This is a genomic window from Rufibacter ruber (assembly GCF_001647275.1).
Lineage (GTDB): Bacteria > Bacteroidota > Bacteroidia > Cytophagales > Hymenobacteraceae > Nibribacter > Nibribacter ruber_C.
On the sequence record NZ_LRMM01000011.1, the window covers coordinates 82,524 to 106,730 of the forward strand.

15 protein-coding genes are annotated in these 24,207 nt (G+C 55.2%); 10 read left to right on the top strand and 5 right to left on the bottom strand.

The window, feature by feature from the left end:
* Window positions 1–88 precede the first annotated feature (88 nt).
* The 3 genes from dnaK to A8O25_RS06650 all read right to left on the bottom strand — a co-directional run bounded on the left by dnaK (window position 89) and on the right by A8O25_RS06650 (window position 4,097).
* Complete coding sequence (gene dnaK / locus A8O25_RS06640; protein WP_066832417.1) at window positions 89–1,948, bottom strand: molecular chaperone DnaK; 1,860 nt, start codon at window positions 1,946–1,948, stop codon at window positions 89–91.
* A gap of 191 nt (window positions 1,949–2,139) precedes the next feature.
* Complete coding sequence (locus tag A8O25_RS06645; protein ID WP_153042622.1) at window positions 2,140–2,958, bottom strand: FkbM family methyltransferase; 819 nt, start codon at window positions 2,956–2,958, stop codon at window positions 2,140–2,142.
* A gap of 80 nt (window positions 2,959–3,038) precedes the next feature.
* Window positions 3,039–4,097, bottom strand: a complete 1,059-nt coding sequence (locus A8O25_RS06650; protein ID WP_066832422.1) for an Ldh family oxidoreductase — start codon at window positions 4,095–4,097, stop codon at window positions 3,039–3,041.
* Window positions 4,098–4,368: 271 nt separating this feature from the next.
* On the opposite strand from A8O25_RS06650, the gene A8O25_RS06655 reads away from it, so the two are divergent.
* Together A8O25_RS06655 and A8O25_RS06660 are read left to right on the top strand one after the other, a co-directional pair.
* Window positions 4,369–5,934 carry a DUF4139 domain-containing protein gene (locus A8O25_RS06655; protein ID WP_074987946.1) on the top strand — a complete coding sequence of 522 codons (1,566 nt, stop codon included), beginning with the start codon at window positions 4,369–4,371 and terminating at the stop codon, window positions 5,932–5,934.
* Between the two features lie 473 nt (window positions 5,935–6,407).
* A complete protein-coding gene (locus A8O25_RS06660) occupies window positions 6,408–8,768 on the top strand; it encodes a hypothetical protein (RefSeq protein ID WP_153042623.1) in 2,361 nt (786 codons plus the stop codon).
* Window positions 8,769–9,935: 1,167 nt separating this feature from the next.
* Here A8O25_RS06660 and A8O25_RS06665 read toward each other — a convergent pair.
* Both A8O25_RS06665 and A8O25_RS06670 read right to left on the bottom strand, forming a co-directional pair.
* Window positions 9,936–10,865 carry a Ppx/GppA phosphatase family protein gene (locus A8O25_RS06665; protein ID WP_066832431.1) on the bottom strand — a complete coding sequence of 310 codons (930 nt, stop codon included), beginning with the start codon at window positions 10,863–10,865 and terminating at the stop codon, window positions 9,936–9,938.
* A gap of 677 nt (window positions 10,866–11,542) precedes the next feature.
* A complete protein-coding gene (locus A8O25_RS06670; RefSeq protein WP_066832434.1) occupies window positions 11,543–12,430 on the bottom strand; it encodes a class I SAM-dependent methyltransferase in 888 nt (295 codons plus the stop codon).
* A 188-nt stretch (window positions 12,431–12,618) separates the two neighbouring features.
* Between A8O25_RS06670 and dapF the strand changes: the two genes are divergently transcribed.
* From dapF to A8O25_RS06710, 8 genes are all read left to right on the top strand, one after another.
* A complete protein-coding gene (dapF, locus tag A8O25_RS06675) occupies window positions 12,619–13,389 on the top strand; it encodes a diaminopimelate epimerase (protein WP_193788616.1) in 771 nt (256 codons plus the stop codon).
* A gap of 120 nt (window positions 13,390–13,509) precedes the next feature.
* The gene (locus A8O25_RS06680) at window positions 13,510–14,028 is read left to right on the top strand and encodes a GNAT family N-acetyltransferase (RefSeq protein ID WP_082893495.1); all 519 of its coding nucleotides are present in this window, start codon (window positions 13,510–13,512) and stop codon (window positions 14,026–14,028) included.
* Between the two features lie 234 nt (window positions 14,029–14,262).
* Entirely contained in the window at window positions 14,263–15,543 is a 1,281-nt protein-coding gene (locus tag A8O25_RS06685; protein ID WP_153042624.1) for a glycosyltransferase, read from the top strand.
* Between the two features lie 113 nt (window positions 15,544–15,656).
* Window positions 15,657–16,853 carry a UDP-galactopyranose mutase gene (gene glf / locus A8O25_RS06690; RefSeq protein WP_074987945.1) on the top strand — a complete coding sequence of 399 codons (1,197 nt, stop codon included), beginning with the start codon at window positions 15,657–15,659 and terminating at the stop codon, window positions 16,851–16,853.
* Window positions 16,840–19,092: an SDR family oxidoreductase gene (locus A8O25_RS06695; protein WP_082893496.1), complete on the top strand. Its 2,253-nt coding sequence runs from the start codon at window positions 16,840–16,842 to the stop codon at window positions 19,090–19,092. Before glf ends, A8O25_RS06695 begins: the two co-directional genes overlap by 14 nt.
* A gap of 452 nt (window positions 19,093–19,544) precedes the next feature.
* Window positions 19,545–22,925, top strand: coding sequence for a preprotein translocase subunit SecA (secA, locus tag A8O25_RS06700; RefSeq protein ID WP_066832440.1), 3,381 nt, complete (start codon window positions 19,545–19,547; stop codon window positions 22,923–22,925).
* A 1-nt stretch (window position 22,926) separates the two neighbouring features.
* Window positions 22,927–23,586 carry a deoxyribose-phosphate aldolase gene (gene deoC, locus A8O25_RS06705; protein ID WP_241498946.1) on the top strand — a complete coding sequence of 220 codons (660 nt, stop codon included), beginning with the start codon at window positions 22,927–22,929 and terminating at the stop codon, window positions 23,584–23,586.
* An 11-nt stretch (window positions 23,587–23,597) separates the two neighbouring features.
* Window positions 23,598–24,131 (top strand): hypothetical protein, encoded by a 534-nt coding sequence (locus tag A8O25_RS06710; RefSeq protein WP_066832443.1) that lies wholly within the window; start codon window positions 23,598–23,600, stop codon window positions 24,129–24,131.
* The last annotated feature ends 76 nt before the right edge of the window (window positions 24,132–24,207 follow it).

Consider the following 24,207-nt stretch of genomic DNA (forward strand, 5'->3'; position numbering starts at 1 on the left):
GCAGAAAGCGCAGCCACCGGCTGCGCTTTCTGCTTGTATAAGTCTTTCTGTTTTTGGCCTGTTTTTCTGAAAACAGGCCGAAAACGCATTACTCAATCTTCTTGCCCGTCATGGCTTTCTTGATGGAGATTTGCATCACGCGCTCCGCAAACGGACTGGTCTGCTCCTCCAGCACATCTACGGCCTTTAGAATGGTGTCTTTGTCTCCTGTAGGCAACACGTCTTTCAGGTGCTGCACGTTCTGGCGGGTGAGGGCAATTTCCTCTGGGGTCAAATGTTCACCGTTTTTCTCCAGGAAGCGCTCCACCTGGTAAATCATCTGCTCAGCCGTGGTGCGGGCTTCAATGACCATGCGGGTAGAAACATCTTCGCGGGCGTGGGTGATAGAATCCATCAGCATCTGCTCCACCTGTTCATCGGTGAGGCCGTACTGCGGTTTCACCTCCACCTCTTGGCGCACGCCGGAACGCAGTTCAAGGGCCTCTACTTTCAGGATACCGTCGGCGTTCAGGATGAAGTTCACATCCACCTTGGGGAAACCGGCGGGCATGGCCGGAATGCCTTTCAGGTCGAACTCGGCCAGTTTGCGGTTCTCTTTCACCAGATCCCGCTCGCCTTGATAGACCGAGATCTTCATGTTCACCTGCCCATCCACTGAGGTGGTATATTGGCGGCCTGCCTTGGTGGGGATTTTGGAGTTGCGCGGAATGATGGAGTCCATCAAGCCGCCCATGGTCTCAATGCCCAATGTGAGCGGCGTCACGTCCAGCAGCAGAATGTCTTTGCGGTTCCCGGCCAGCACATCGGCCTGAATGGCCGCCCCCAGGGCCACTACCTCGTCTGGGTTCAGGGAGTTGTTGGCGGGTTTCCCGAAGAAGTCGCTCACGGTCTGGTACACCAGCGGCACACGGGTAGAACCGCCCACCATGATCACGGCGTCAATCTGCTCCGGTGCCAGGCCTGCGTCTTGCAGGGCCATGCGGCAGGAGGTCATGGTGCGGTCCACAATGGGCGTGATGAGCGTCTCAAACGTGTGCTTGTCCAGTTGCAGCTCAATGCCGTTCAGTTCAGAAGAATAGCTTTGCTGGCTGCTCAGGGTCTTTTTGGCTTCCTCGGCTTTGAGCCGAAGCGCCTGGGCGGTGTTGGCATCCTGGCCGGCTAAGTCAGCAACCAATTTGTTCCCCCGCGTCCAGTGCTCAAGAATGGCCCGGTCCAGGTCGTCGCCGCCCAAAAAGGTGTCGCCGTTGGTAGAAAGTACTTCAAAAATGCCCTGGTGAATCTTCAGGATGGAAATATCAAACGTCCCGCCGCCTAGGTCATACACGGCAATGGTTTTCTCCTCGGTGGGGTCCAGGCCAATGCCGTAGGCCAGCGAGGCCGCGGTAGGCTCGTTCACAATGCGCAGCACCTCCAGCCCCGCCAGTTTGCCGGCGTCACGGGTGGCCTGGCGCTGCGAGTCGTTGAAGTAGGCGGGCACGGTGATCACGGCGCGGTTTACCGGGGTTTTCAAGGCGTGCTCGGCGCGGGCTCTTAGCTCTTTCAGAATCTCAGCAGAGAGCTCAATGGGCGAGTAGAAGCGGTCCTGCACCCGTATCTTCACCAGCCCTTCAGAATTGTCGTCAATTATCTTATACCCGAAGAAATCCTTGTGCTCGCCCAAATCCTGATAAGATTTGCCCAGCAGGCGTTTCACCGAGTAGATGGTGTTGGCCGGGTCAGTGATGAGGTACTCTTTGGCGGCGTTGCCCACCAGCACTTCGCCCTCTGGCGAGAAATGCACCACAGACGGCACAATGGTGCCCATGCCTAGGTCATTGATGGCAATGGGGGTTTTGTCTTCTGGGTGCATGTACGCCACCAGGCTGTTAGTAGTGCCCAGGTCAATGCCTACTATCACCTCTTCCTGCTGGATGGAAGCGGTGGTTAAGTTTATTGCTATTTTAGCCATGGTATCAGATTTTTAACAGGCCGCCGTAGCCGCCTAGGCAAAAGTACAAAGAAATAGCCGCTTACCCGTCTACGGTATCTTTTCGGGAACTGGCGGTGCTGTAGGTGAAAGAAATTTCCGCTCTGCGGGAACGGGGAGAGGGGGTTTCTGTTTTAAGGCTGTTTTCCCAAAAGCAGCCCTAAAACAGGCGGTTACCTCCTGGTGAAATGCAGAAGGTAGTCTGTGGTGTTCTCATAGAGGTCTGCAGACGTGGTAGAGGTGGCCTGAAAGCCTTCCTGCTCAAGCAGGGAGAGGAAGGGGGCAGGTTCACCATTGATGGCGGGGTGGAACTCCAGAACCAGTTCACCTATGTCAGATATCTTCTGACTGGCCACAAGTTCGGCAATCACGGGTACTTCTGCGCCTTCAATGTCAAGCTTCAGCACGTCTACCGGCTGGGTGAGATAGGTAGAGAGCTGTACCGTGGGTACTGTCAAGGCCACGGTTTGGGCGCCTGCTGTAAACGTGCCGGCATCTAAGCGCCCCAACTCCTCATGGGCATAGAAAGAAACAGTGCCAGCGGTGGCCGCCAACGCCGCATTCACCAGTTGGACCTGGTGTAGCTTGTTCTGCTGTACAAACAGCTGCAGCAGGTGAAACGCCTGGGGGTCTGGCTCAAACGCGAGGACAGAAGCGCCAGGGTAGGCAGTGATGAAAAAGAGAACCGAGACCCCAATATGGCTTCCGCCGTCTACAATGAATCTTTTTTCCCCGGCGGTTTTGGCCCGGTAGCAGTCTAAGACAAAGATTTCCTCAAACTGGTAAAGCAGGAAAATATAGCTGGTAAAGTAAAGCCGCTTTCCAAAGAGCAGGATGCTGTAAGGGCCTGAGCGCCGGCTGCCCCGTTTGCCCGCCCTGTGGGCCTGCACCAGCAACCTGGTGTACGCCCACAGGAGCGCCCCTCTGGGACAGGCATGCTGCCTGAAGAGAATGAGCCTGTAAGCCTTGAGGTAGTGGAGGAGCAGTTTCATGTGGTAGATCTGTACCGTAAGCAAGGGGTTTTCTGTTTTAGGGCTGTTTTCCTGAAAACAGCCCTAAAACAGAAGCTATTTTATAATTGCACCCCAAACTTACCACCCAAGCCTTCCAAATCTTTGACCACCGGCGGCAGCAGCGGGATCCCGTCTTTCAGGCGTTGCTCGGTGAACAGGCGTTCCGGCTCCCCGGGAATGAGCACCTGCTGGCCTTCTTTGGCTTTGGAAGTCTTGAAGCGGGTAATCCAGTGGTCCATGTGCTGTTTAAATTCAGCCGCCGGGCGGAAGGCATCTACGCGCATCGACCCAAAGAAATGGCCAATTCCCGCGCCCACAGGGTCTGCGGGCGGCGCCAGGAAACTCACAAACGGCGGTACCCACGGCCCGTAGTTGGCGCCAGAAAGTACCGCTGAGAAAATGTCAACCACCGCGCCCAACGCGTAGCCTTTGTGGCTGCCCGTGTCGCCGCCCAGCGGGAGCAGCGCGCCGCCGTCTTTCAACTCATTGGGATTGGTAGAGGCACTCCCGTCTGCGGCCTGAATCCAGCCCAGCGGGGCCTCCAGGTTCTTGCGCTGCAGCATCTCCAGTTTACCGTTGGCGGCGGTGGTGGTGGCCATGTCGGCTACAAACGGGGGCTGCTCACCTGCCGGAATTGCCACCGCAATGGGGTTAGTGCCCAGCAGCCGCTCCAGCGAATGGGTAGGGGCCACCAACGGGCTCGCATTGGTCATAGAAATCCCAATCATATCATGCGCCAGCGCTTTCATGGCGTGGTACCCGGCAATGCCGTAGTGGTTGGAGTTTCTCACGCTCACCCAGCCGCTGCCTGCGTTTTTGGCTTTTTCTATTGCAATCTGCATGGCTTTGGGCGCTACCACCAGGCCAAGGCCGCCGTCGCCATCAACGGTGGCGGTGCTGGGGGTCTCATGCACAATGCGCACGGTGGGGGTGGCGTTGATGCGGCCCGCCTCCCAGAGGCGCACATACCCCACCAGGCGGGCCACGCCGTGCGAGTCTACGCCACGCAGATCAGCTGAAAGCAGGGTTTCAGTGGCGCTGAGGGCATCTTCTGCCGGGCAGCCCATACTCAGGAAAATCTTATGGGAGAAGTCAAAAAGGCGTTGGTACGAATACATGGGCAGATCAAATTCTAGTGGCCCAAAGGTACGGCAAACAGATGAAAAGTTTCCCGGGGAAATGTTAGCTTTGGTTGGAATAAGAAGAGCCAGTACCCGCTATCTTTTCCTGCGTTCTCAAAAGAAAGAACGCAGGCGTATGGAATAGGTGCGCGGCTGGCATCTTGTTTAGAACATCAACGCAACTGACATGAAGAAATCTTTTTATCTACTCTTAGCGGTTTTCTGTTTTTTGCCTGTTTTTCAGATTTTAGCCCAAAAACAGGAATCTATGGACACCCAGGTGAAACGGTTGACCGTGTTCCTGAACCGGGCCCAGGTCACCAACACCGGCCGCGCCACCGTTGACGCGGGCGTAACCGAGCTGGTGCTGGAAGGCCTGCCCGTGCAGCTGGATGAACGCAGTGTGCAGGTAAACCCCACCGGCAACGTCACGCTGCTGTCAGTGCGCTATGAACAGAACTTTCTCCAGAGTGCCGGTAAACCCAAAGAGCTGCAACGCCTGGAAGATTCGCTGCAAAGCTACAACGGCCGCATCAGAGCCCTCACTGACCAGCGCGAGGTGCTGCAAAAGGAGGAGGGGCTGCTGCAGGCGAACCAAAGCATTGGCGGCCATGATGCGGGCATCACCGCCGCCCGCCTGAAAGAGGTGGCAGAGTACTACCGCACCCGTCTCCTCGCCATCCGGAGGGAGATCCAGACCGTAGACCTGCAGCTGGCTATCCTCCGCGACCGGCAGAACCAGTTCAACAGCCAGGTAAACCAAGCGAGAAGCAACCAACAGGCCAACAACCGCGTGATTGTGGCGGTGCAGGCCACTGGCCGGGCACAGGTGGGGCTGGAAGTAACCTACCTGGTCATGAACGCCGGTTGGGAGCCCATTTATGACCTCCGCGCCAGCGGAAACCAGGGGCCCGTGCAGCTCCAGTACAAAGCCAACGTGCGCCAGAACACCGGGGTTGACTGGAACAACGTGCAACTCACCCTAGCCACCACCAACCCCGCCGAGGGCGCTCAGAAACCGGAGCTGGACCCGCAGCGGATAGGGTTTGTGCAGCCCAGATCCATAGATGCAAGAGTAATGGGAAGAGCCGCTGGGGTGTCTGTGCTGGAAGATTCTAAACAGCAGTTGAATGAAGTAGTGGTGACGGGTTATGGTGTCAAGAGGAAAGAAGCTGTTGCAGCCCCAGCCATGAGCACGTCAGACTACACAGAAGCCGTGGCCACTACCTTGGCGGCCGAGTTTAAGATTGGGATCCCGTTCAGCGTGCCGTCAGACGCGAAGCCGCACACGGTAGACATTCAGCAGCACAGCCTCACCACCACGTACGCCCACACCGCCGTGCCTAAGTTAGACCCCACCGCGTTTCTTGTTGCCCACCTCACTAATTGGGAGAATCTGAAACTGCTGCCCGGTGAGGCCAACGTGTTTCTGGCCGGTACCTTTACCGGTAAGTCTTACCTGAACCCGGAGCAGACCCGTGACACGCTTACGTTATCTTTGGGCCGTGACCAGAACGTGGTGGTGCAGCGCGAGCGCATGAAAGATTACCAGAAACGTTCTACCCTGGGCAGCAATATCAAAGAGCAGGTAGGCTATGAAATCAGTTTGCGCAACACCAAGGCACAGCCGGTGACCATCACCGTAGAAGACCAGATTCCGCTCAGCACTACCTCTGAGATTGAGGTGGAAGACATAGAGACCAACGGCGGCACCCTGAACAAGGAAACCGGGAAGGTGACGTGGCAACTTTCGCTCAAGCCCAATGAAACCGTAAAACGCACCCTGCGCTACGTGGTTAAGTATCCCAAAAACCGGCAGCTGAGCGGTTTGTAAGCAGAAAAGCGTTTTCGGGCTGCTTTCAGAAAAACAGCCCGAAAAGAGAAAAATCCGTATTTGCTCATCTATGCGGAAGAAGACGGGCTGCAGAGGCTATTGGCACAGACGCTCGCAGGTCCTCTGGACGCTACAAGGTCTTTTGTGCTGGCGCTTTATGTTCTGGTTCTAGAGATAGTAACTATGGTGTAGAAGTTACTTCCGTGCCTTTTATCTGCTTCACCAGCGTTGTATAAATTGAAGAGGATTTGCCCCTCACCCTACTTTCCCCGCAGCGATAAGCAACACCCAGATCTGTTTCCGGGCTGTTTTTCCAAAAACAGGCCCAAAACGCACCGCCAACTTCTTAGTTGTTTTTCTTCGCCGCAGGCAACTGAACCTTTCCCTGGCGCATCTACTCAGTAGAGATTGCAACACAGATGATTTCTGGAACAGAATTTGCCTTCACCAGAATATCAGATAAAGCTAATATTATGAACACACGCCTACTCTCCCTCTTTCTCCTGGTATTGCTCTTCTGGAGCGGGCAAGCCCGGGCGCAGTCTACGGTAATTTATGACCAAAAGAAGCTGGAGAGCCTGACGTTGTCCAGCGCCGACCATGCTGAGCTGCACTCCATGGCCGTAGACCTGGGGTATGTCTCCAGCCGGTCCCGCACCACCAGGCTGTTGCTGCCGGTAGAGTTTGAGCAGCAGGAGCGCATCACGCGTGACGGAAACCAGATCAACTTTACCGCCTCTCTCAAAAACATGCGGGTACGGGAGCGCGTGCTGTACCGTGAATTTGATTTCGCAGAGGCGCTGGTGCCGGCCACCATTACCGCCAAAGTGCAGCTGTTAGGCGCTGAGGACAAGGTGCTGCAGACGTTTGACGTGTACACCAAAGACATTGACCAGAACGGCACTACCATATTGGCCCAGAGTTTTATCAAAGACACCACCGCCTTCAACGGTTATAAAGTAAGGGTGGTAGAGACCAAACTGGGGTTTTCGGCCAAAAACCGTTCGCTGGTGCGGGAGCGCAAAGAGTTGGTGAACCGCTACTATGACACAGATGCCCGGCTGGCACAGCTGTCACGGGACCTGCAGACCATCAACCCCAATGATATAGACCGGCTGGCCCAGCACGGCGAACGCCTGAAAGCCTTAGAAGTAGAGATGGACCGCGCGGTAGAAAGCCGGCTGGAGCGGGAATTGGGGTTAAGGCAGCATGACCCTGTGCAGCTCATGCGCCGCGCCAAAGATTTAGACAACCGCCTGCGGGAACGTCGCGCCGCCCTTGACCAGATGTGGGCGCGCTTGCCTGAGATTTTCTACAACCGCGGCCTGGAACTGGCCATGAACGGGAACGCCCGCGCCGCCCGTGATTTCTTTGAACGCTCCGTGGCCGCGAACCCTGCCTTTGCACCGTCACACTTGCAGCTGGCAAGACTTGACCTGCAGGCCGGCTACTTGAAAGAATCTGCCCAGCGCACCCGTGATCTCCTGAACCGCATGCAGCCTGACCCGGAGACGTTCCGGTTTGCCCAGGAATTGGCGCTGAACATCCAGAATGAGTACGTGCGCTTTGGCGAGCAGCTCAACAACCAGGGCAAATACCACCAGGCGCTGCAGCAGTTTGAAGAAGCCCGGGAGTTCTGCCGCGGCATCTCCAGCCTGCGGTGCCGCCCTGAACTCTGGGAAAGCGGCATGGCCTACGCCGCCAACGGAATCTATGACAACCTGCTGCAAGCCGGAAGAACAGCCTTGCACGGCAAGAACCTCCCCCAAGCCGAGAAACTGGCCCGTGAAGCCCAGGCATATGCCCGCAACAACCGCACGTTTATTGGCACAGACGCGGCCGCCCAAACCTTGATGCGGGACGTGCAGCAGCAGGTGTATGTGAACCACATGGCCTCCGGCCGAAAAACCTTGCAGGCCAGGCAATACGCAGACGCGCTCGCTTCTTTTGAGAAAGCCAGAAGCGTGGCCTCAGAATATGACCTGAAGGAGCAGGCAGATGCTTCCTCCTTGCTACGGCAAGCGGCCAAGCCGGTGATTCTGGCCAGGATCAATGACGGGCAGCAGCAAGCCGCTAACAACCGCCTGGCCCAGGCCCGCATCATTGCCGCCGAAGTGACTAACCTGCAGGTGAAGTACAACCTGGTAAGTGACAAAGAGCTGGATGCCAAATTCCGGCAGTTAAGCCAGGGTATTTTCTCACAGGAATGTGCCAACGCGCAGGCCAGTTATGAGCAGCATTACCAACGGTCATTGCAGTTGAGCCGCCAGGGGCAGTTTGCCCAAGCCGCCGCCGCGCTGGATCAGGCCCTGGCCGCGGCCAAAGAGAACGGCGGCTGCGCCATCTCCACGGCTACCGCCGATGCCGAACTGGTGCGCATTGACGCTCCCGCCCATTACCAGGAGACCCTGCAAAAGGTAGAGTACCTCATCAGCCAGAACAAAATGACCGAGGCGGTACAACTCTACCTGCAAGCAGGGCAACAGTTTGCAGAAGATGGCGTGGAGCGGTTTGGCCTGCAGCATGCCCCGCTGTTAGCCCTGGCGGGCCGGCATGAAAACAAGACCTTCGTGGCCGAGGTGGCCCGCCACACCGCCGCCCACGGAGAGGCCGCCGCTGCCGTTGATCTGGTCAAGCGTCTGGTGTCCCTGAAGTATACCAAATACAACCTGAACCAACTGCAGGAGCAGGTAGGCGAGCAACTGGCGGTTCGGGATGTGCAGGCCAACCCCAAAGCCAACTACAAGCAGCAAGCCGAAACCTATACCGGTGGCAACAAAGACCTGAAAAAGCTGAACAAGGCGTACCAGAAGAAATTCAAGAAGTTAACCTAGTCACAAAAGAGCGGTCCCCGCAAGGGCCGCTCTTCTGTTTTTGGCCTGTTTTCGAGAAAACTGCTCCAAAACGCAGTAGCGGTGTTCCCTCTCCCATGGGGAGAGGGCTAGGGTGAGGGGCAAGCTATGAAACAGAGTAGTTGCTCCAGACATTCACAGGAGCTGCGCACATTACGAGGGCTGAAGAATGGCTGATTGTTTTTTGCTGATGGTTGGAAGATGGAACTGGCGCGAGACTCCGCTCCCGTGCCATGGGATGGGGAGAGGCTCCAAACTCGTCGGGAGCCGTTCAGTCATGCGTGGAACCCCCTCCTGCCCCTCCCAGGAGGGGAGTTATCTGGCATGTGAGGGGGTGTGCCCCTACATCTGGCATGTGTGTCCTTCGGCAGTCCGGGATTTGCCATCCCGGACACAGTCCCTGCGGATTTGTAATCCGCGGTCCCTGTAGATTAAACGTGCCGCCACGGGGACTGCAAATCCCCGTGTACCAGCTTCCGGATTGCAAATCCGGAAGAGCGCGATGATTGGCAGAATGCAACTAGCTGCGGCGAGAAGAGGTTGATCAGCAATGCGTTCCCTTCTGTGTAAACATCCCCCTTGCCCCCTTCAAAGGGGGAGTATCAGGAATGCGTGGGATACAAGGCGGTGCCTGGTCTCTACCATTCTCCGAAACGTCTGAACCAGGCCAACAAACAAGCAGCAATGATCAATCAACACTTCTGCTCTGACTGATGTGCGCAGCACGGGCTCGCCACAGGCTAGCGGATCAGCAGCAGTTACCTGCAGAGGCAGACATAACAGCACAAGCAGTTACAGGAGAGGAACAGCAACCAGTCCTGGGGGTGAGCGCCTCTGTTAATACGGTGCCGCTTCAGCGGCAACGCCAAAGGCGTAGTTTTAACAGCAGTGCGAGACGACAGGACGGGGCCCCGCGGCCGTGAGCGCTTACCGGAAAAGATGAAACAACGCAGTGAGTGAGGCATTGCGTCAACAGCCACAGCCAAGGGAACTACAGACCACGCATTGCCACTGCTACCGGAGAAGCAACTCCTCAAGCAGCAGCAGCAGGCTACACTTTCCTGCCACAGCAATGGACCCACCGCCGCTGCAAAAACATACAGCAGCAAACAGATTAGTTACAAATCAAGCGAAAGCAATAAATAAACTTTATCCCTGTAATAACTCCGCCAACATCCCCTCCTTCAAAGCATACGAAGAAACCCTGATGTGCTCCAGGTTGTACTTCTCCAGCACCCAGTCAATGAGCACGCATGCCACCACAATCATGTCTACCCGCATCTCCAGCATGCCGGGAATAGCCATACGCTCTGTCCGGTTCTTTTGGAGGAGTTCTTTGTTCTGCCGTTGAAAAGTGGAGACACTTAACTCCATTTCTGGGGAGCCGTTGGCGTCACGGGTGAGGCCTTGTTGGGCCAGGTCCATGTCTACCAGCGTGTCAAAAGTGCCGGAGGAGCCCACCAAAACCTCGGGCTGGTGCTGGAGCACGGCGGCGGTGAGCTTCTGGAGCTGGTCTTGCAGGTAATGACGCTGGGCCTTCACGTCTTCAGGGGCCATGGGGTCTGTGTGGAAGAACTTGTCCAGCAGGCGCTGGGCTCCAATCTCAAAGCTTCTCTTCCAGAGAATGCCCTTGTCTGTGCCAATGATAAATTCTACGCTGCCGCCGCCAATGTCCATGACCAGCGCCGGCTTGGGGCCTATCTGCAGCGCCTGCTGCACACCTTTGAAAATCAGCTCAGCCTCGCGGGCGCCACTGATCACCTCTACGTCAATGCCCGTGTGTTCTTTGATAGCCTGCACCACCTCTAAACCGTTGCTGGCGTTCCGGATGGCGCTGGTGGCCGTGGCTTTCACTTCGGCCACGCCGTGTTGGGCTATGATTTCCTGAAACTCCTTCAGGGTCTTGAGCCCCCGTTCCCGCGCCTCTGGCAGAATTTCGCCCTTGCTGATGCCGCCTTGCCCCAACTTCACCGGAACCTTGGTCTTGAAAAGCGTCTTCGGCCCGCCGTCTTCCTGTAGTTCTACAATGAGCAGGTGAAACGTATTGGTGCCAAGGTCAATAAGGGCTAAACGGCGCATCTTTTTAATGGGGAATTAAGAATTATGAATTAGGAATGGGCAAAATAGGCAGTCGGTTTTTACTAACTCCGGGTGTTGTACGGGAAAAGTAGAAGACCGCAGTTGCCCTAAAACAAAATTGTTTCGGCGCAGCCGATGTTGCCCAATAAACAAAGAAAGCTGTTTTTGCCCTATTTTCTGAAAAACAGGGCAAAAACAGCTTTTGATATTTAGCTAGATATTGGAGAAATTATTCTGGGTGCTTCTCTCTTTTGTCATCCTGAAAGGATCTTGCGTGCTAGCTAGACAGGCATTTGCTCTATGGAAAGAAAATGTACTTTCTCTGCTATTTGGGATTTGCAATCCCGAATTTGGTTACCTGCGGATTTGCAATCCGCGGTGCGTGCCGATTAAAAGTACGGAAGCGGGGATTACTCATCGCCGAGGTAGGGCTTCCGGATTACAAATCCGGAAGAGCCTTCACCCGTACTCTTTTTCCGCTTTTTCTACTGTGGTAAACGATTACCCGTCATGTGTCAGCTGCTTTTCTATGCAACTTGAGTTAGATGGTACAAAAGAAGACAGTTTCCTGTATTTAGCTTTTGTCTTTCTAGCTGGCCCAAAAGATCCTTTCAGGATGACAAAGTAGAGGAAGATGATTGGAGATTAACAATCAACTAACAACCAACAACCAACCTCTACTTCTCAGAGCTGAACCTGAAAAAAGTACCCAGCGGCAGTTTGCGCTGGCCGCGGTCTTGTAAGTAAAGCTCCCCCAGTTCCTCATTCTTCACCGTCTTCCCGAAGGAGGCTCTGATCAGATTGTCCAGTATCAAAGCCGAAAAGCCCAGGGAATACAGGTTGATCACGAAGAAGTTGTTTTCAGGCTCCAGCAGGTCGGCGCAGAGCTTGATGAGTTCGTTGATCTGCTCTTCCAGCTGCCATTTCTCGCCGTCCGGGCCTCGGCCGTAGGCGGGCGGGTCCAGGATGATGCCCTGGTACTTGTTTCCGCGCTTGACCTCGCGGCGGGCGTATTTCATGGCGTCTTCCACCAGCCAGCGTATGTTGTCCAGGTTGCTGGCCTCCATGTTCTGGCGGGCCCAGAAATTCACCTGCTTCACGCTGTCTAGGTGCGTCACATCGGCGCCGCCGGCGTTGGCGGCCAGAGAGGCGCCGCCGGTGTAGGCGAACATGTTCAACACCTTCGGCTTGCCGGGCAGGGCGCGGGTTTTATCATAGATGAACTGCCAGTTGGGGTCTTGCTCCGGGAACAGCCCCACGTGCTTGAAAGAGGACAGCCCCAGCCTAAACCGCAGCTTAAGGTCATTGTAGCGGTAGTTGATGAACCACTGTTCGGCCATGCCTTTCCTGAGCTGCCACTGGCCTTTCTCAGCGTTTCCCTTCTCACGCTTGAACACCGCCTGCGCCAGACGGTCCCACTCGCTCTCTGGCAAATGTTTGTCCCAGGCGGCCTGCGGCTCAGGGCGGGCCAGGATGTAATCACCAAAGCGCTCCAGCTTCTCAAAGTTGCCGCAGTCAATGAGTTCATAGTCCGTCCAGGCGGTAGTGGTCAGGAAAGAATACATATCTTTGTAAAGTAGTGGTGCCGCAAAGGTAAGTTATTCGTAGCACGTAGCACGTATCAGGTAGCACGACTTGAGTATTCTCAGTGAGGCCGTTTTTGGCCTGATTTCAGAAAAACAGGCCAAAAACGGCATTGTGCTTTGAAGAAAAATTCAGTTCTGATACCTGCTACCTGATACCCCAAAGAAACATGAAGTTGACTTTCTATAAATACCAGGGCACCGGCAATGATTTTGTGGTGCTGGACAACCGCTCAGGAGACATTTCGCTTACCCAGGAGCAGGTGGCGTTTCTCTGCGACCGCCGCAAAGGCGTGGGTGCCGACGGCCTCATGCTGCTGCAGCTCAAAGAGGGCTATGACTTTGAGATGGTCTACTACAACGCAGACGGCAGGCCCAGCTCCATGTGCGGTAACGGCGGGCGCTGTCTGGTGGCCTTCGCGCAGTTTCTGGGGGTGGTGCAAGAGGAGGCGTATTTTATTGCGTCAGACGGGCCGCACCAGGCGTATCTCAAAGACGGGCTGGTGCACCTGCAGATGATAGACGTGCACCACGTAGAGGAGCTGGAGAACGCCTGCTTCCTGAACACCGGCTCGCCGCATTACGTGCAGCAGGTTTCTGGGCTACAGGAGCTGGACGTCTTTGCAGAAGGCCGTGCCGTACGCTACTCAGACCGCTTCAAGGCTGAGGGCACCAACGTGAACTTTGTGGAGCACCTGCCGGAGAACAGACTTTTTGTGCGCACCTATGAGCGGGGCGTAGAAGACGAAACCTTCTCCTGCGGCACCGGCGTGACGGCGGCAGCCCTGGCGGCCAGCCGAAGCGGGTACCAAAGTCCTGTAAACATCAAGGTGCTGGGCGGGCAGCTGCAGGTGAGCTTTGAGAAAGACGGCAACAGCTTCAAGAATGTCTTCCTCATCGGCCCTGCCGAACAAGTCTTCAAAGGCGAAATCTCTTTATAAAGCCATTTTCTGTTTTTGGCCTGTTTTCTGAAAAACAGGCCGAAAACAGGTAATTTATTCTTGGTTGATTTCGGCACAGCCGATTACAATTCCTAATTACCCATTCCCAATTAAAAAAAGGTGCTGCTGCAAACTGACCGCCTCTTTCTCCGGGCCCCGGAGCCCACTGACCTGGACTTTCTCTACCTGTTTGAGAATGACACCGCTCTGTGGCCGGTGAGTCTGTCATTGGCGCCGTTCTCCAAAGAGGTGCTGCGGCAGTACCTGGAAAACGCGTCACTGGATATTTACGCGGCCAGGCAGCTGCGGCTCATGGTTTGTCTGCAGCAGGGGCAGACCGTGATTGGCACGGTAGATCTGTTTGACTTTGAGCCGCTGCACCGGCGCGCCGGGGTGGGCATTGCCGTGATGCAGGAGTACAGAGGCAAAGGCTACGCCCGGGAGGCCCTGCAGCTACTGGAGTTCTATGCGGCGCAGGTGCTGCAGCTGCATCAGCTAAGCTGCTCAGTAACCGCAAACAACGGGGCAAGTCTGGCGCTTTTCCGGCAGTTGAACTACACTCAGGTGGGAGTCAGGCAAGACTGGCTGAAGACGCCAACCGGCTGGCAAGACGTGGTGGAGTTTCAGAAAATCCTTTAGGTGCAGAGAGAATAACCGCAGAAGAGAAACACCTTACTGGTTCAAACAAATACCAATAGACGTAGTTGATTGTTAGGTATTTATACGGTCTTTTTGCCGAAGAAGTGTAATAAAACCGCGCAAGCGTGCGTTGCGTGCAGCCTTTTTAAAATTTCTGCGTAAGCATGGTGGCTACAGGAGGAAGGAACTTCTTCCTGTAAGGTTAAGACCCACACTAAACAAAAGCTTACGAATATGTTTGACCTAGACTCTGATTTTATTCCCAGTGCGGGAAGCGGCTATTTTGTATCTGAGCCTGAAGCGAGCACTGCCAGTACTAGTTCTGCTGCCTCCAAGAAAGATCTAAGAGCCACTTCTGGCAAGTCAGCCGGTAACAGTATGGAAGAGTACCTGAGCACTGTTTCGGCTCTGGTCTGCCTGTCACACCTGCGTTGGGATTTTGTGTATCAGCGTCCGCAGCATTTGCTTTCCCGCTTCGCCAAACATACCCGTCTCTTCTTTATTGAGGAGCCGCTTTTCTTTGACAACGCCCGCCCCCGGTTGGCCGTTTCTAGCCGCGAAGACAACGTGACCGTGGTGGTGCCGCACCTGCCGCATGGGTTGACCGGGGCTGAAATTGAAGCCGAACAGCGTAATCTGCTGGACAAATTCTTCAAGGTGAACAAGCTGGAAGACTACGTTTTCTGGTATTACACGCCCATGGCCCTGGAATTCACCCGCCACTTTACCCCAGCCCTCACCGTGTTTGACTGCATGGATGAACTGTCTGCCTTCAAATTCGCGCCACCCAGATTGCTGGAGCTGGAGGCAGAATTGATGGCCAAGGCCGATGTGGTGTTCACCGGCGGGCAAAGCCTGTATGAGGCCAAGAAAGACCGCCACAAAGAAGCCTACGCGTTCCCCAGCAGCATTGACAAAGTGCACTTCGGCAAAGCCCGCCAGCCGCAGGAAGACCCCGCCGACCAGGCCCACATTCCGCACCCGCGTATGGGCTTCTTTGGCGTAGTAGATGAGCGTTTTGACATTGAATTGCTGCGCTCTGTCGCCGCCGCCCGCCCAGAATGGCAGTTTGTGATCATTGGGCCCGTGGTGAAAATTGACGAAGCAGACTTGCCTAAAGGCGAAAACATTCATTACCTGGGCGGAAAATCATACCAGGAACTTCCTTCTTATTTGGCGGGCTGGGACGTGGCCATGCTGCTCTTCGCCCACAATGAGTCTACCAAATACATCAGCCCAACCAAAACCCCAGAATACCTGGCCGCCGGTAAACCCGTAGTATCTACCTCTATCAGAGACGTAGTGCGCCCGTACGGTGAGCAGAACCTGGTGCACATTGCTGATGGCGCCGAAGCCTTTGAGCAGGCCATAGAAAAAGCCCTGGCCCAGAAAGAAGACCATGGCTGGATGCGCCGCACCGATGATTTCCTGGCCGGAATCTCCTGGGACAAAACCTGGCAGAACATGGTGCGCCTCATGCAGTGCATCAGTAAAGAGAAACAAACCAAGGCATAATTATAAAATGCGTTTTGGCTGTTTTTCCAAAAACAGGCCCAAAACAGCACCTGGCTACTCCTAGTGTGAGCGCCAGTAGAAATCTTATTGCGTAACTGTTACTATCCAACATTATGTTTGACTATCTGATTGTAGGGGCAGGATTTGCCGGAAGTGTACTAGCCGAGCGATTGGCGTCAGCGTCCAATAAAAAGGTCTTAATCATAGACAAGCGTTCCCACATTGCGGGCAACGCCTATGACCATTACAACGAAGACGGTATTCTGGTGCACAAATACGGGCCGCATATCTTCCATACCAACTCCAAAGAGGTGTTTGAGTACCTGGGTCAGTTCACAGAATGGCGCCCGTATGAGCACCGCGTGTTGGCCAGCGTAGACGGCCAGCAAGTCCCTATGCCCATCAATCTAGATACCATCAACAAACTGTATGGCTTGAGTCTTACTTCTTTTGAATTGGACAAGTGGTTTGAGTCGGTGGCCGAGAAGGTAGACACCATCAAGACTTCTGAAGACGTGGTGGTGAGCAAAGTGGGGCGCGAGCTGTATGAGAAGTTCTTCAAGAACTACACCCGCAAGCAGTGGGGCATGGACCCGTCTGAACTGGACAAGTCAGTGACTTCGAGGGTGCCCACCCGCACCAACCGTGACGACCGCTATTTCACAGACACCTACCAGGCCATGCCGCTGCACGGCTTCACCAAGATGTTTGAGAAGATGCTGGACCACCCCAACATCAAAATCATGCTCAACACAGACTACCATGAGATCCTGGACGTGATTCCGTTCAAGGAGATGATTTTCACGGGGCCGGTAGACGAGTATTTTGACTTTAAGTACGGAAAGCTGCCGTACCGCTCGCTGGAGTTTAAGCACGAGACCGTGAACAAAGAGGTCTTCCAGCCGGTGGCGGTGGTGAACTACCCAAATGAGCAGCTCTATACCCGCGTGACCGAATTCAAATACCTGACTGGGCAACAGCACCCTAAAACCAGCCTGGTGTATGAATTTCCGCGCGCGGAAGGAGACCCGTACTATCCGGTTCCCAAACCAGAGAACGCCGAGCTCTACAACAAATACAAAAAGCTGGCTGAGGCCACGCCTAACGTACACTTTGTGGGCCGTCTGGCCACCTACAAATACTACAACATGGACCAGGTGGTGGCGCAGGCGCTCACGCTGCACAAGAAACTGACGGGAAAAGAAAAGTTGGCGGTTCCGGCATTGGACCCCTCTGCCATTCTGCCCAAAGAAGTGCGTGAAGCCCTCAACGGAAGTTCCACCAAAGTGACTACGAATGGCAAACATTAACCTATGGGGAGGCGTGGAGTGTACGGTCAACCGCGTGGGCGACCAGTACTTTGACCAGCTGGCCAAAAGCGGGCATGACTGCCGGCTGTCAGACCTGGACCTCTTCGCTGACTTAGGCTTAACAAAAATCAGATATCCGGTTCTCTGGGAGCACGTAGCCCCCAAGCACCCTGAACAGCAAAACTGGGCTTGGGCCACAGAACGCCTCCACAAGCTCCGCGACCTGAACATTGATCCTATTGTGGGCCTGCTGCACCATGGCAGCGGCCCACGCTATACCAACCTGCTGGACCCAGACTTCCCCCAGAAGTTTGCCGCCTACGCCAAAGCGGTGGCCCAGCAGTTTCCGTGGGTGACGTATTACACCCCCGTGAATGAACCGCTCACCACCGCCCGCTTCAGCGCCCTTTACGGTTTATGGTACCCGCACAAGAATGATGATGCGTCGTTTGCCAAAGCGTTGCTGAACCAAATCAAAGGAACGGTACTGGCCATGCGCGCCATCAGGGAAGTGAACCCCAATGCCCAACTGGTGCAGACCGATGACCTGGGCTACATTCACAGTACGCCCACGTTACAATACCAGGCAGATTTTGAGAACCACCGCCGGTGGCTTTCCTGGGATTTACTCTCCGGGAAAGTAGACCAGCAGCACCCGCTCTGGAATTACCTTACCAATGCGCAGGTGCCGGAGGAGCAATTGCTGGAGCTGGTGGCAAATCCTTGTCCGCCCAACGTGATTGGCGTGAACTACTACGTGACCAGTGAACGCTACTTAGATGAGCACATCACAGAATACCCGTTGCACACGCACGGCAGCAACGGCCGGCATAAATACGCAGATGTAGAGGCCGTACGCGTGACCTCGGCTGTGCCGCTGGGGGTACAGAACCTGCTGGCACAGGTGTGCGAGCGGTACCCGGAAAACCAGATTGCCATCACTGAAGCCCACCTCTGCTGTACCCGTGAGGAGCAGATGCGCTGGTTGGCTGAAGTTTGGGATTCTGCCCTGTTTTTAAGAAATCAGGGCAAAAACGTCATTGCCGTCACCGCCTGGTCTTTACTGGGAGCCTTTGACTGGAACAGTCTCCTGACCGAGGAGCGGGGCTTTTATGAATCCGGCGTTTTTGATGTGCGTAACGGGAAACCCGAACCCAATGCCGTCGCCAAACTTCTAAAAGGCCTGGCCGGCAGCGCAGACAGGCACCCCGTGCTGCAGATAGACGGCTGGTGGAAGCGTTCTTGTAGAGCGTTGTTCCCCGCGCTGCCAGACACCCCTGAGAATTGGCACCTACCCTTAGAACAATTGGCTGCGCCAAAGCAGAAGACCAGTAAACCGCTGCTCATTACCGGTGCCACCGGTACGTTGGGCCGCGCCTTCGCCCGAATCTGTGATGTGCGCGGCATCCCGTACGTACTGCTGACCCGCCAGGAGATGAACATTGCAGACGAAGCGCTGGTGGAGAAAGCCTTGCGGAAATACCAGCCCTGGGCCGTGGTGAACACCGCCGGTTACGTGCGCGTAGATGACGCCGAGAATGAACCCGAAGCCTGCTACCGTGAAAACGCGCAAGGACCCGTGAACTTAGCCAAACACTGCCACGCCAGAGGCATTCAGCTGGTGACGTTTTCCTCTGATCTGGTTTTTGACGGCCACAAAGGGGAAGGCTATCTGGAAACAGATCTCCCCAGCCCCCTGAACGTGTACGGCGGCAGCAAAGCGCTGGCAGAGGAGCAGGTGCTGAAACTGATGCCCGGGGCTTTGGTGATCAGAACCAGCGCTTTCTTCGGGCCCTGGGACCAACACAACTTTGTGTACCACGCCCTGCGCACATTGGCGCACCAGGAGTTTTTTGAGGCCGCCGCAGATACGTTTATCACGCCTACCTACGTGCCAGACCTGGTGAATACCACCCTTGACTTATTGATTGATGAGGAATGCGGCATCTGGCACTTGGCTAATGAAGGAACGTACTCCTGGGCGGGTTTGGCCGAGGCAGCTGCCAGAGTGGCGGGAGTAGAGCCAAACCCGTGGCTTCAGTCTAAACCTCAGGAGGAGTTTCACTATTTGGCCCCCAGGCCAACCAATGTGCCTTTGAAAACAAGTAAACGTGCGGTTTTGCCACCGGTGGAAGACGCCCTTCGGCGGTTCCTGTTCGCCAGTGAGATCCCGTTCCGGCCCCTGTTGCCCAAGGTGGAAGAAGGGGAGGAGGACTCCCTGCTGGCGGCCCAGGCATAAGCTGGCGCTATGAAAATGTGAAACCTGTTTTCAGGCTGTTTTTGGGAAAACAGCCCGAAAACAGGTTTTTGTTTTGATACCACAGCTGTTTTAGTGCCTCCCTCGCTTCACGTGGCGCAGATTCTCCCCTGGGTGCTGCGTCTGCGCTTAGGCAGCTCCCTGACTGAACCGGTTACACCATCTTTAAAAACAACAATGTGCCGCAATGGCACTCCCTTTCCCTGAAAGGGAGAATCAGAGGTTGCTTCCTGTTTTCGGCCTGATTTTCCTAAAACAGGCCAAAAACAGCTTGGTAACCCTCAGGGGTGCCACAGAAAAGTTTAACCTTTTCCTGCCATCCCGTCAGGTGGCGGGCACTAATGCGTAAGTGGTATTGTTTTAGCTAGATAGGAAAATGTCGGAAAAACCGCGTATTTTTGAAATTGCAACCACTACATCTTAAATAGCTTTTTATGTTTGACTTTTTTGGGAAGACGGTCGCCAAGCTTTTCGGTACCAAGTCAGAAAGGGATATCAAAGGGGTAATGCCGTATGTGGCACTCATCAACCAAGAGTTCGCCACGCTTGCCTCCCTGTCTGATGACCAGCTGCGCCAGCGCACGCAAGAGGTGCAAGCCACCATTGCCGAGCGCCTGAAACCCATTGATGATAAAATTGCCGCGCTGCACCAGCGCATTGAAAACGAGCCGGAGCTGGACATTGCCCAGAAAGAGGAGATCTTTGTGGAGATTGACAACCTGGAGAAAGACCGTAACAAAGATCTGGAAGTAGTCCTGATGGAAGTGCTTCCGCAGGCGTTCGCCATTGTCAAAGAAACCGCCCGCCGCTATAAGGAGAACGGACAGCTGACCGTTTCTGCCACAGAGTTTGACCGTGAAATTGCCTCCCGCAAGCCAAACGTGCAGATCAACGGCGACCAGGCCGTGTGGGCCAACCGCTGGCTGGCGGCCGGTACCGAGGTGGTGTGGGACATGCTGCACTATGACGTACAGCTGATTGGCGGTATTGTGCTGCACCAGGGCAAGATTGCCGAGATGGCGACGGGTGAGGGGAAAACCCTTGTGGCTACCTTGCCGGCCTTCCTGAACGCCTTGGCCAAACGCGGCGTGCACGTGGTAACCGTGAACGACTACCTGGCCAAGCGTGACTCTGAGTGGATGGCGCCGTTGTTTGAGTTCCACGGCATCACCATTGACTGTATTGACAAACACCAGCCTAATACTGAGGCGCGCCGTCAGGCTTACCGGGCAGACATCACCTACGGGACCAATAACGAGTTCGGGTTTGACTACCTGCGGGACAACATGTCCCGCGAGACCAGTGAGCTGGTGCAGCGCAAGCACCACTACGCCATGGTAGATGAGGTAGACTCCGTGTTGATAGATGACGCCCGTACGCCGTTGATCATCTCCGGACCCGTTCCGCGCGGCGATGAGCACGAGTTCTACATGCTGAAACCCCGCGTAGCCGCTCTGGTAGAGGCCCAGCGTAAGCTGGTGGGTAACTTTCTGGTAGAGGCCAAGCGCCTGATCAAGGAAGGAAACGAGAAAGAAGGCGGTCTGGCCCTGTTCAGAGCGTACCGCGGTCTGCCTAAAAACAAGCCGTTGATCAAGTTTTTGAGTGAGACCGGTGTCCGTCAGATTCTCCTGAAGACCGAGGCTTTCTACCTGCAGGACCACTCGCGCCAGATGCCGGAGGCTGACAAGCCGCTGTACTTCACCATTGACGAAAAGCACAACCAGATTGAACTCACGGAGAACGGCATTGACCTGATTACCGGTCAGGGCGAAGATCCGCAGTTGTTCATCCTGCCAGATATTGGAACGGAGATTGCCAATATTGAAAGCCATACCGGGCTCACTGCTGATGAGAAACTGCACGAGAAAGAGCGCCTGATCCAGGAGTACCAGGACAAGACGCAGCGCGTGCACACCATCAACCAGTTGCTCAAAGCCTACACCCTGTTTGAGAAGGACACTGAGTACATTGTGACCGAAGACCGCAAGGTGAAGATTGTAGACGAGCAGACGGGCCGTGTCATGGAGGGCCGCCGCTATTCAGACGGTCTGCACCAGGCCATTGAGGCGAAGGAGAACGTGCGTGTGGAAGACGCCACCCAGACCTACGCCACCGTAACGCTGCAGAACTACTTCAGAATGTACCATAAGCTGGCCGGTATGACCGGTACCGCTGAGACAGAAGCCGGGGAGTTCTGGGAAATCTACAAACTGGACGTGGTGGTGATCCCTACCAACCGTGTGGCCCAGCGCAAAGACGAGCATGACAAGGTGTACAAAACCACCCGCGAGAAATACAACGCCGTGGCCGAGGAGATTCAGGAACTCACCAAGCAAGGCCGTCCGGTGCTGGTAGGTACCACTTCCGTGGAAATCTCTGAACTGGTAAGCCGTATGCTCAAGATGCGCGGCATCACGCACCAGGTTCTGAACGCAAAGCACCACCAGCGCGAGGCTGAGATTGTGGCCGAAGCCGGTAAGCCGGGCGCGGTAACCATTGCCACCAACATGGCCGGCCGTGGTACAGATATCAAACTTGCCCCAGAGTCAAAAGCTGCGGGAGGGTTGGCCATCATTGGTACCGAGCGCCATGAGTCCCGCCGGGTAGACCGCCAGCTGCGGGGCCGTTCCGGCCGCCAGGGAGACCCGGGATCTTCCCAGTTCTTCGTGTCACTGGAAGACAGCTTAATGCGTCTGTTTGGCTCTGACCGTATTGCCCGCCTAATGGACCGCATGGGTCTGGAGGAAGGCGAAGTGATTCAGCACTCCATGATCACCAACTCCATTGAGCGCGCGCAGAAGAAGGTGGAGGAAAACAACTTCGGGATCAGAAAGCGTTTGCTGGAGTATGATGATGTGATGAACGCCCAGCGCGAGGTGGTGTACAAGCGCCGCCGCAACGCCCTGTACGGCGAGCGTCTGGAGCTGGACATCCTGAACATGATCTATGACGTGGCCGAGGACATTGTACAGACCTACAAAGCCACCGGTAACCATGAAGACTTCCTGCTGCACATTATCAGAGTGTACGGCTTCAACTCGCAGATAACCGCCGGTGAATTGGCCAGTCAGTCTGTTGAGGTGTTAATGGACCGTCTTTACAATGAGGCGCTGGATTTCCACACGGCTAAAAACCAGCAGATCATGCAGCAGTCGGCCCCCATTCTGGCAGACATCTACGCCAACCGCGGTGCCCTGATTGAAAACATAGCCGTGCCGTTCTCAGATGGCCGCCGCCAGATCACCGCTATTGCCAACCTGGAGAAAGTGGTAAGCACCCAGGGGCGTGAGCTGATCAAGACAGTAGAGAAGGTCATCACCCTGGCTACCATTGACCAGGCCTGGACCCAGCACCTGCGCGAGATGGATGACCTGAAGCAGAGTGTGCAAAACGCGGTGTATGAGCAGAAAGACCCGCTCTTGATCTACAAGTTTGAGTCATTTGAGCTGTTCAAGCGCATGATTGCCAAAGTGAACGAAGAAACAGTGTCGTTCCTGTTCAAGGCAGATCTGCCGGTGCAGCAGGAGCAGCCGGTTCCGGTACAGGAGGCCCGTCCGGCCCTCGCGCCAAAGGCCCCCAAACTGCAGGTACAGAAAGAGGAGGTGCATTCTACCTTAGAAGACCACGTGCCTAACATGCCGCCAATGCCGCAGGCCCCTGCCCCCAAACCGCAGCCGGTGCGCGTTGAGAAAACTGTGGGCCGTAATGACAAGGTGAACGTGCAGTACATGGACGGCCGCGTGATGAAAGACGTGAAGTTCAAAAACGTAGAACAAGACCTGCTCAACAACCGGTGCTTTATCATTGAAGACTAACGTGCCCATATCACCAGATCAGAGCCTGGCGCCGTACATTGACCATACGGTGCTCAGGCCTGACACCACGCAGGCCCTGGTGGCGCAGCTTTGCCAGGAGGCGGCTGAACACCATTTTGCCGCCGTTTGTGTGCCTCCCTGCTTTGTAAAGCAGGCGGTGGCGGCGCTGCAGGATACGGGCGTGCAGGTGGCCACGGTGGTGGGGTTTCCGTTGGGGTACCAGCTGGCCAAAGTGAAGTTCTTTGAGGCCCATCAGGCCCTGGCTGAAGGGGCTACCGAGATTGACGTGGTCATGAACATTGCCGCATTCAAATCTGGTAGGCACGAAGAGGTCATGTCTGAGCTGCAGGAGCTGAGTACCTTGTGCCACTTCAAGAATTCTATCCTGAAAGTGATCATTGAGACCGCTTTGCTGAGCCCCAGTGAGATGGTGCAGGTGTGCAAACTCTGCATTGAGGCCGAGGTGGATTATGTAAAAACCTCTACCGGTTTTGCCGCCTCCGGGGCGCAGGTAGAAGATATTCTGTTACTGCGTGCTACCTTGCCGGCGCATATTAAAATCAAGGCCTCTGGCGGAATCAAAACCAAGGAAGCCGCCCTTGCGTTGGTAAAAGCCGGAGCCGACCGGATTGGAACATCTTCCGGCGTTTCATTGCTATGACGTTACAAAAAATGACCTCAAGAGTTTTAGGATTTCTTTGCCTGGTAGTAATGATGGGCTGTGCGGCCACCAGCAGCAGCACCTCTTCCGGCAACGGCACCGCCTCAGATGATAACCGCAGAGCGGAATCAAAAGGAGGGACGGCGGCGTTGGTAGACACCAAGAAATATTTGCCCACTTTTCCTTCGACGCCAGCCGGGAATACAGCCCCTGCCGCTCCGGCCATGCCCACCAACCACCTGCGCAACCAGGTGGCGTTGCTGCTGGACAGTGTGGCGCAGGTGCAGAAGAATATCAAATACGCCACCGGCTACCGCATTCTGGCCTATACCGGCATTGAGCGGAACTCAGCCATGGCGTTACGCAACAACCTCATTCAGCGCCTACCAGAGCAGAGAGACTACCTCACCTTCAAGCAGCCCACGTACCAGCTAAAATTTGGCGATTTCTTTACCCGGGTAGAGGCGCAGGCCGCCCTGAGCAAAGTGCAGGATCTGATCCCGAACGCTTTGCTGGTGCGCGAAACCATCAACATCCCTAAATAAGGCTTTTTTTCAAGAAGGTTGTTTCCGCCTGCTTTTGGTCCTGATTTCTGAAAACAGAAAACGGCGGAATTTTTTT

Excerpts from the sequence above, each read along its gene's own strand:
- dnaK (WP_066832417.1), bottom strand. The coding sequence starts at position 1,948 with ATGGCTAAAATAGCAATAAACTTAACCACCGCTTCCATCCAGCAGGAA.
- A8O25_RS06645 (WP_153042622.1), bottom strand. The coding sequence starts at position 2,958 with ATGAAACTGCTCCTCCACTACCTCAAGGCTTACAGGCTCATTCTCTTC.
- A8O25_RS06650 (WP_066832422.1), bottom strand. The coding sequence starts at position 4,097 with ATGTATTCGTACCAACGCCTTTTTGACTTCTCCCATAAGATTTTCCTG.
- A8O25_RS06655 (WP_074987946.1), top strand. The coding sequence starts at position 4,369 with ATGGACACCCAGGTGAAACGGTTGACCGTGTTCCTGAACCGGGCCCAG.
- A8O25_RS06660 (WP_153042623.1), top strand. The coding sequence starts at position 6,408 with ATGAACACACGCCTACTCTCCCTCTTTCTCCTGGTATTGCTCTTCTGG.
- A8O25_RS06665 (WP_066832431.1), bottom strand. The coding sequence starts at position 10,865 with ATGCGCCGTTTAGCCCTTATTGACCTTGGCACCAATACGTTTCACCTG.
- A8O25_RS06670 (WP_066832434.1), bottom strand. The coding sequence starts at position 12,430 with ATGTATTCTTTCCTGACCACTACCGCCTGGACGGACTATGAACTCATT.
- dapF (WP_193788616.1), top strand. The coding sequence starts at position 12,619 with ATGAAGTTGACTTTCTATAAATACCAGGGCACCGGCAATGATTTTGTG.
- A8O25_RS06685 (WP_153042624.1), top strand. The coding sequence starts at position 14,263 with ATGTTTGACCTAGACTCTGATTTTATTCCCAGTGCGGGAAGCGGCTAT.
- glf (WP_074987945.1), top strand. The coding sequence starts at position 15,657 with ATGTTTGACTATCTGATTGTAGGGGCAGGATTTGCCGGAAGTGTACTA.
- A8O25_RS06695 (WP_082893496.1), top strand. The coding sequence starts at position 16,840 with ATGGCAAACATTAACCTATGGGGAGGCGTGGAGTGTACGGTCAACCGC.
- secA (WP_066832440.1), top strand. The coding sequence starts at position 19,545 with ATGTTTGACTTTTTTGGGAAGACGGTCGCCAAGCTTTTCGGTACCAAG.
- A8O25_RS06710 (WP_066832443.1), top strand. The coding sequence starts at position 23,598 with ATGACCTCAAGAGTTTTAGGATTTCTTTGCCTGGTAGTAATGATGGGC.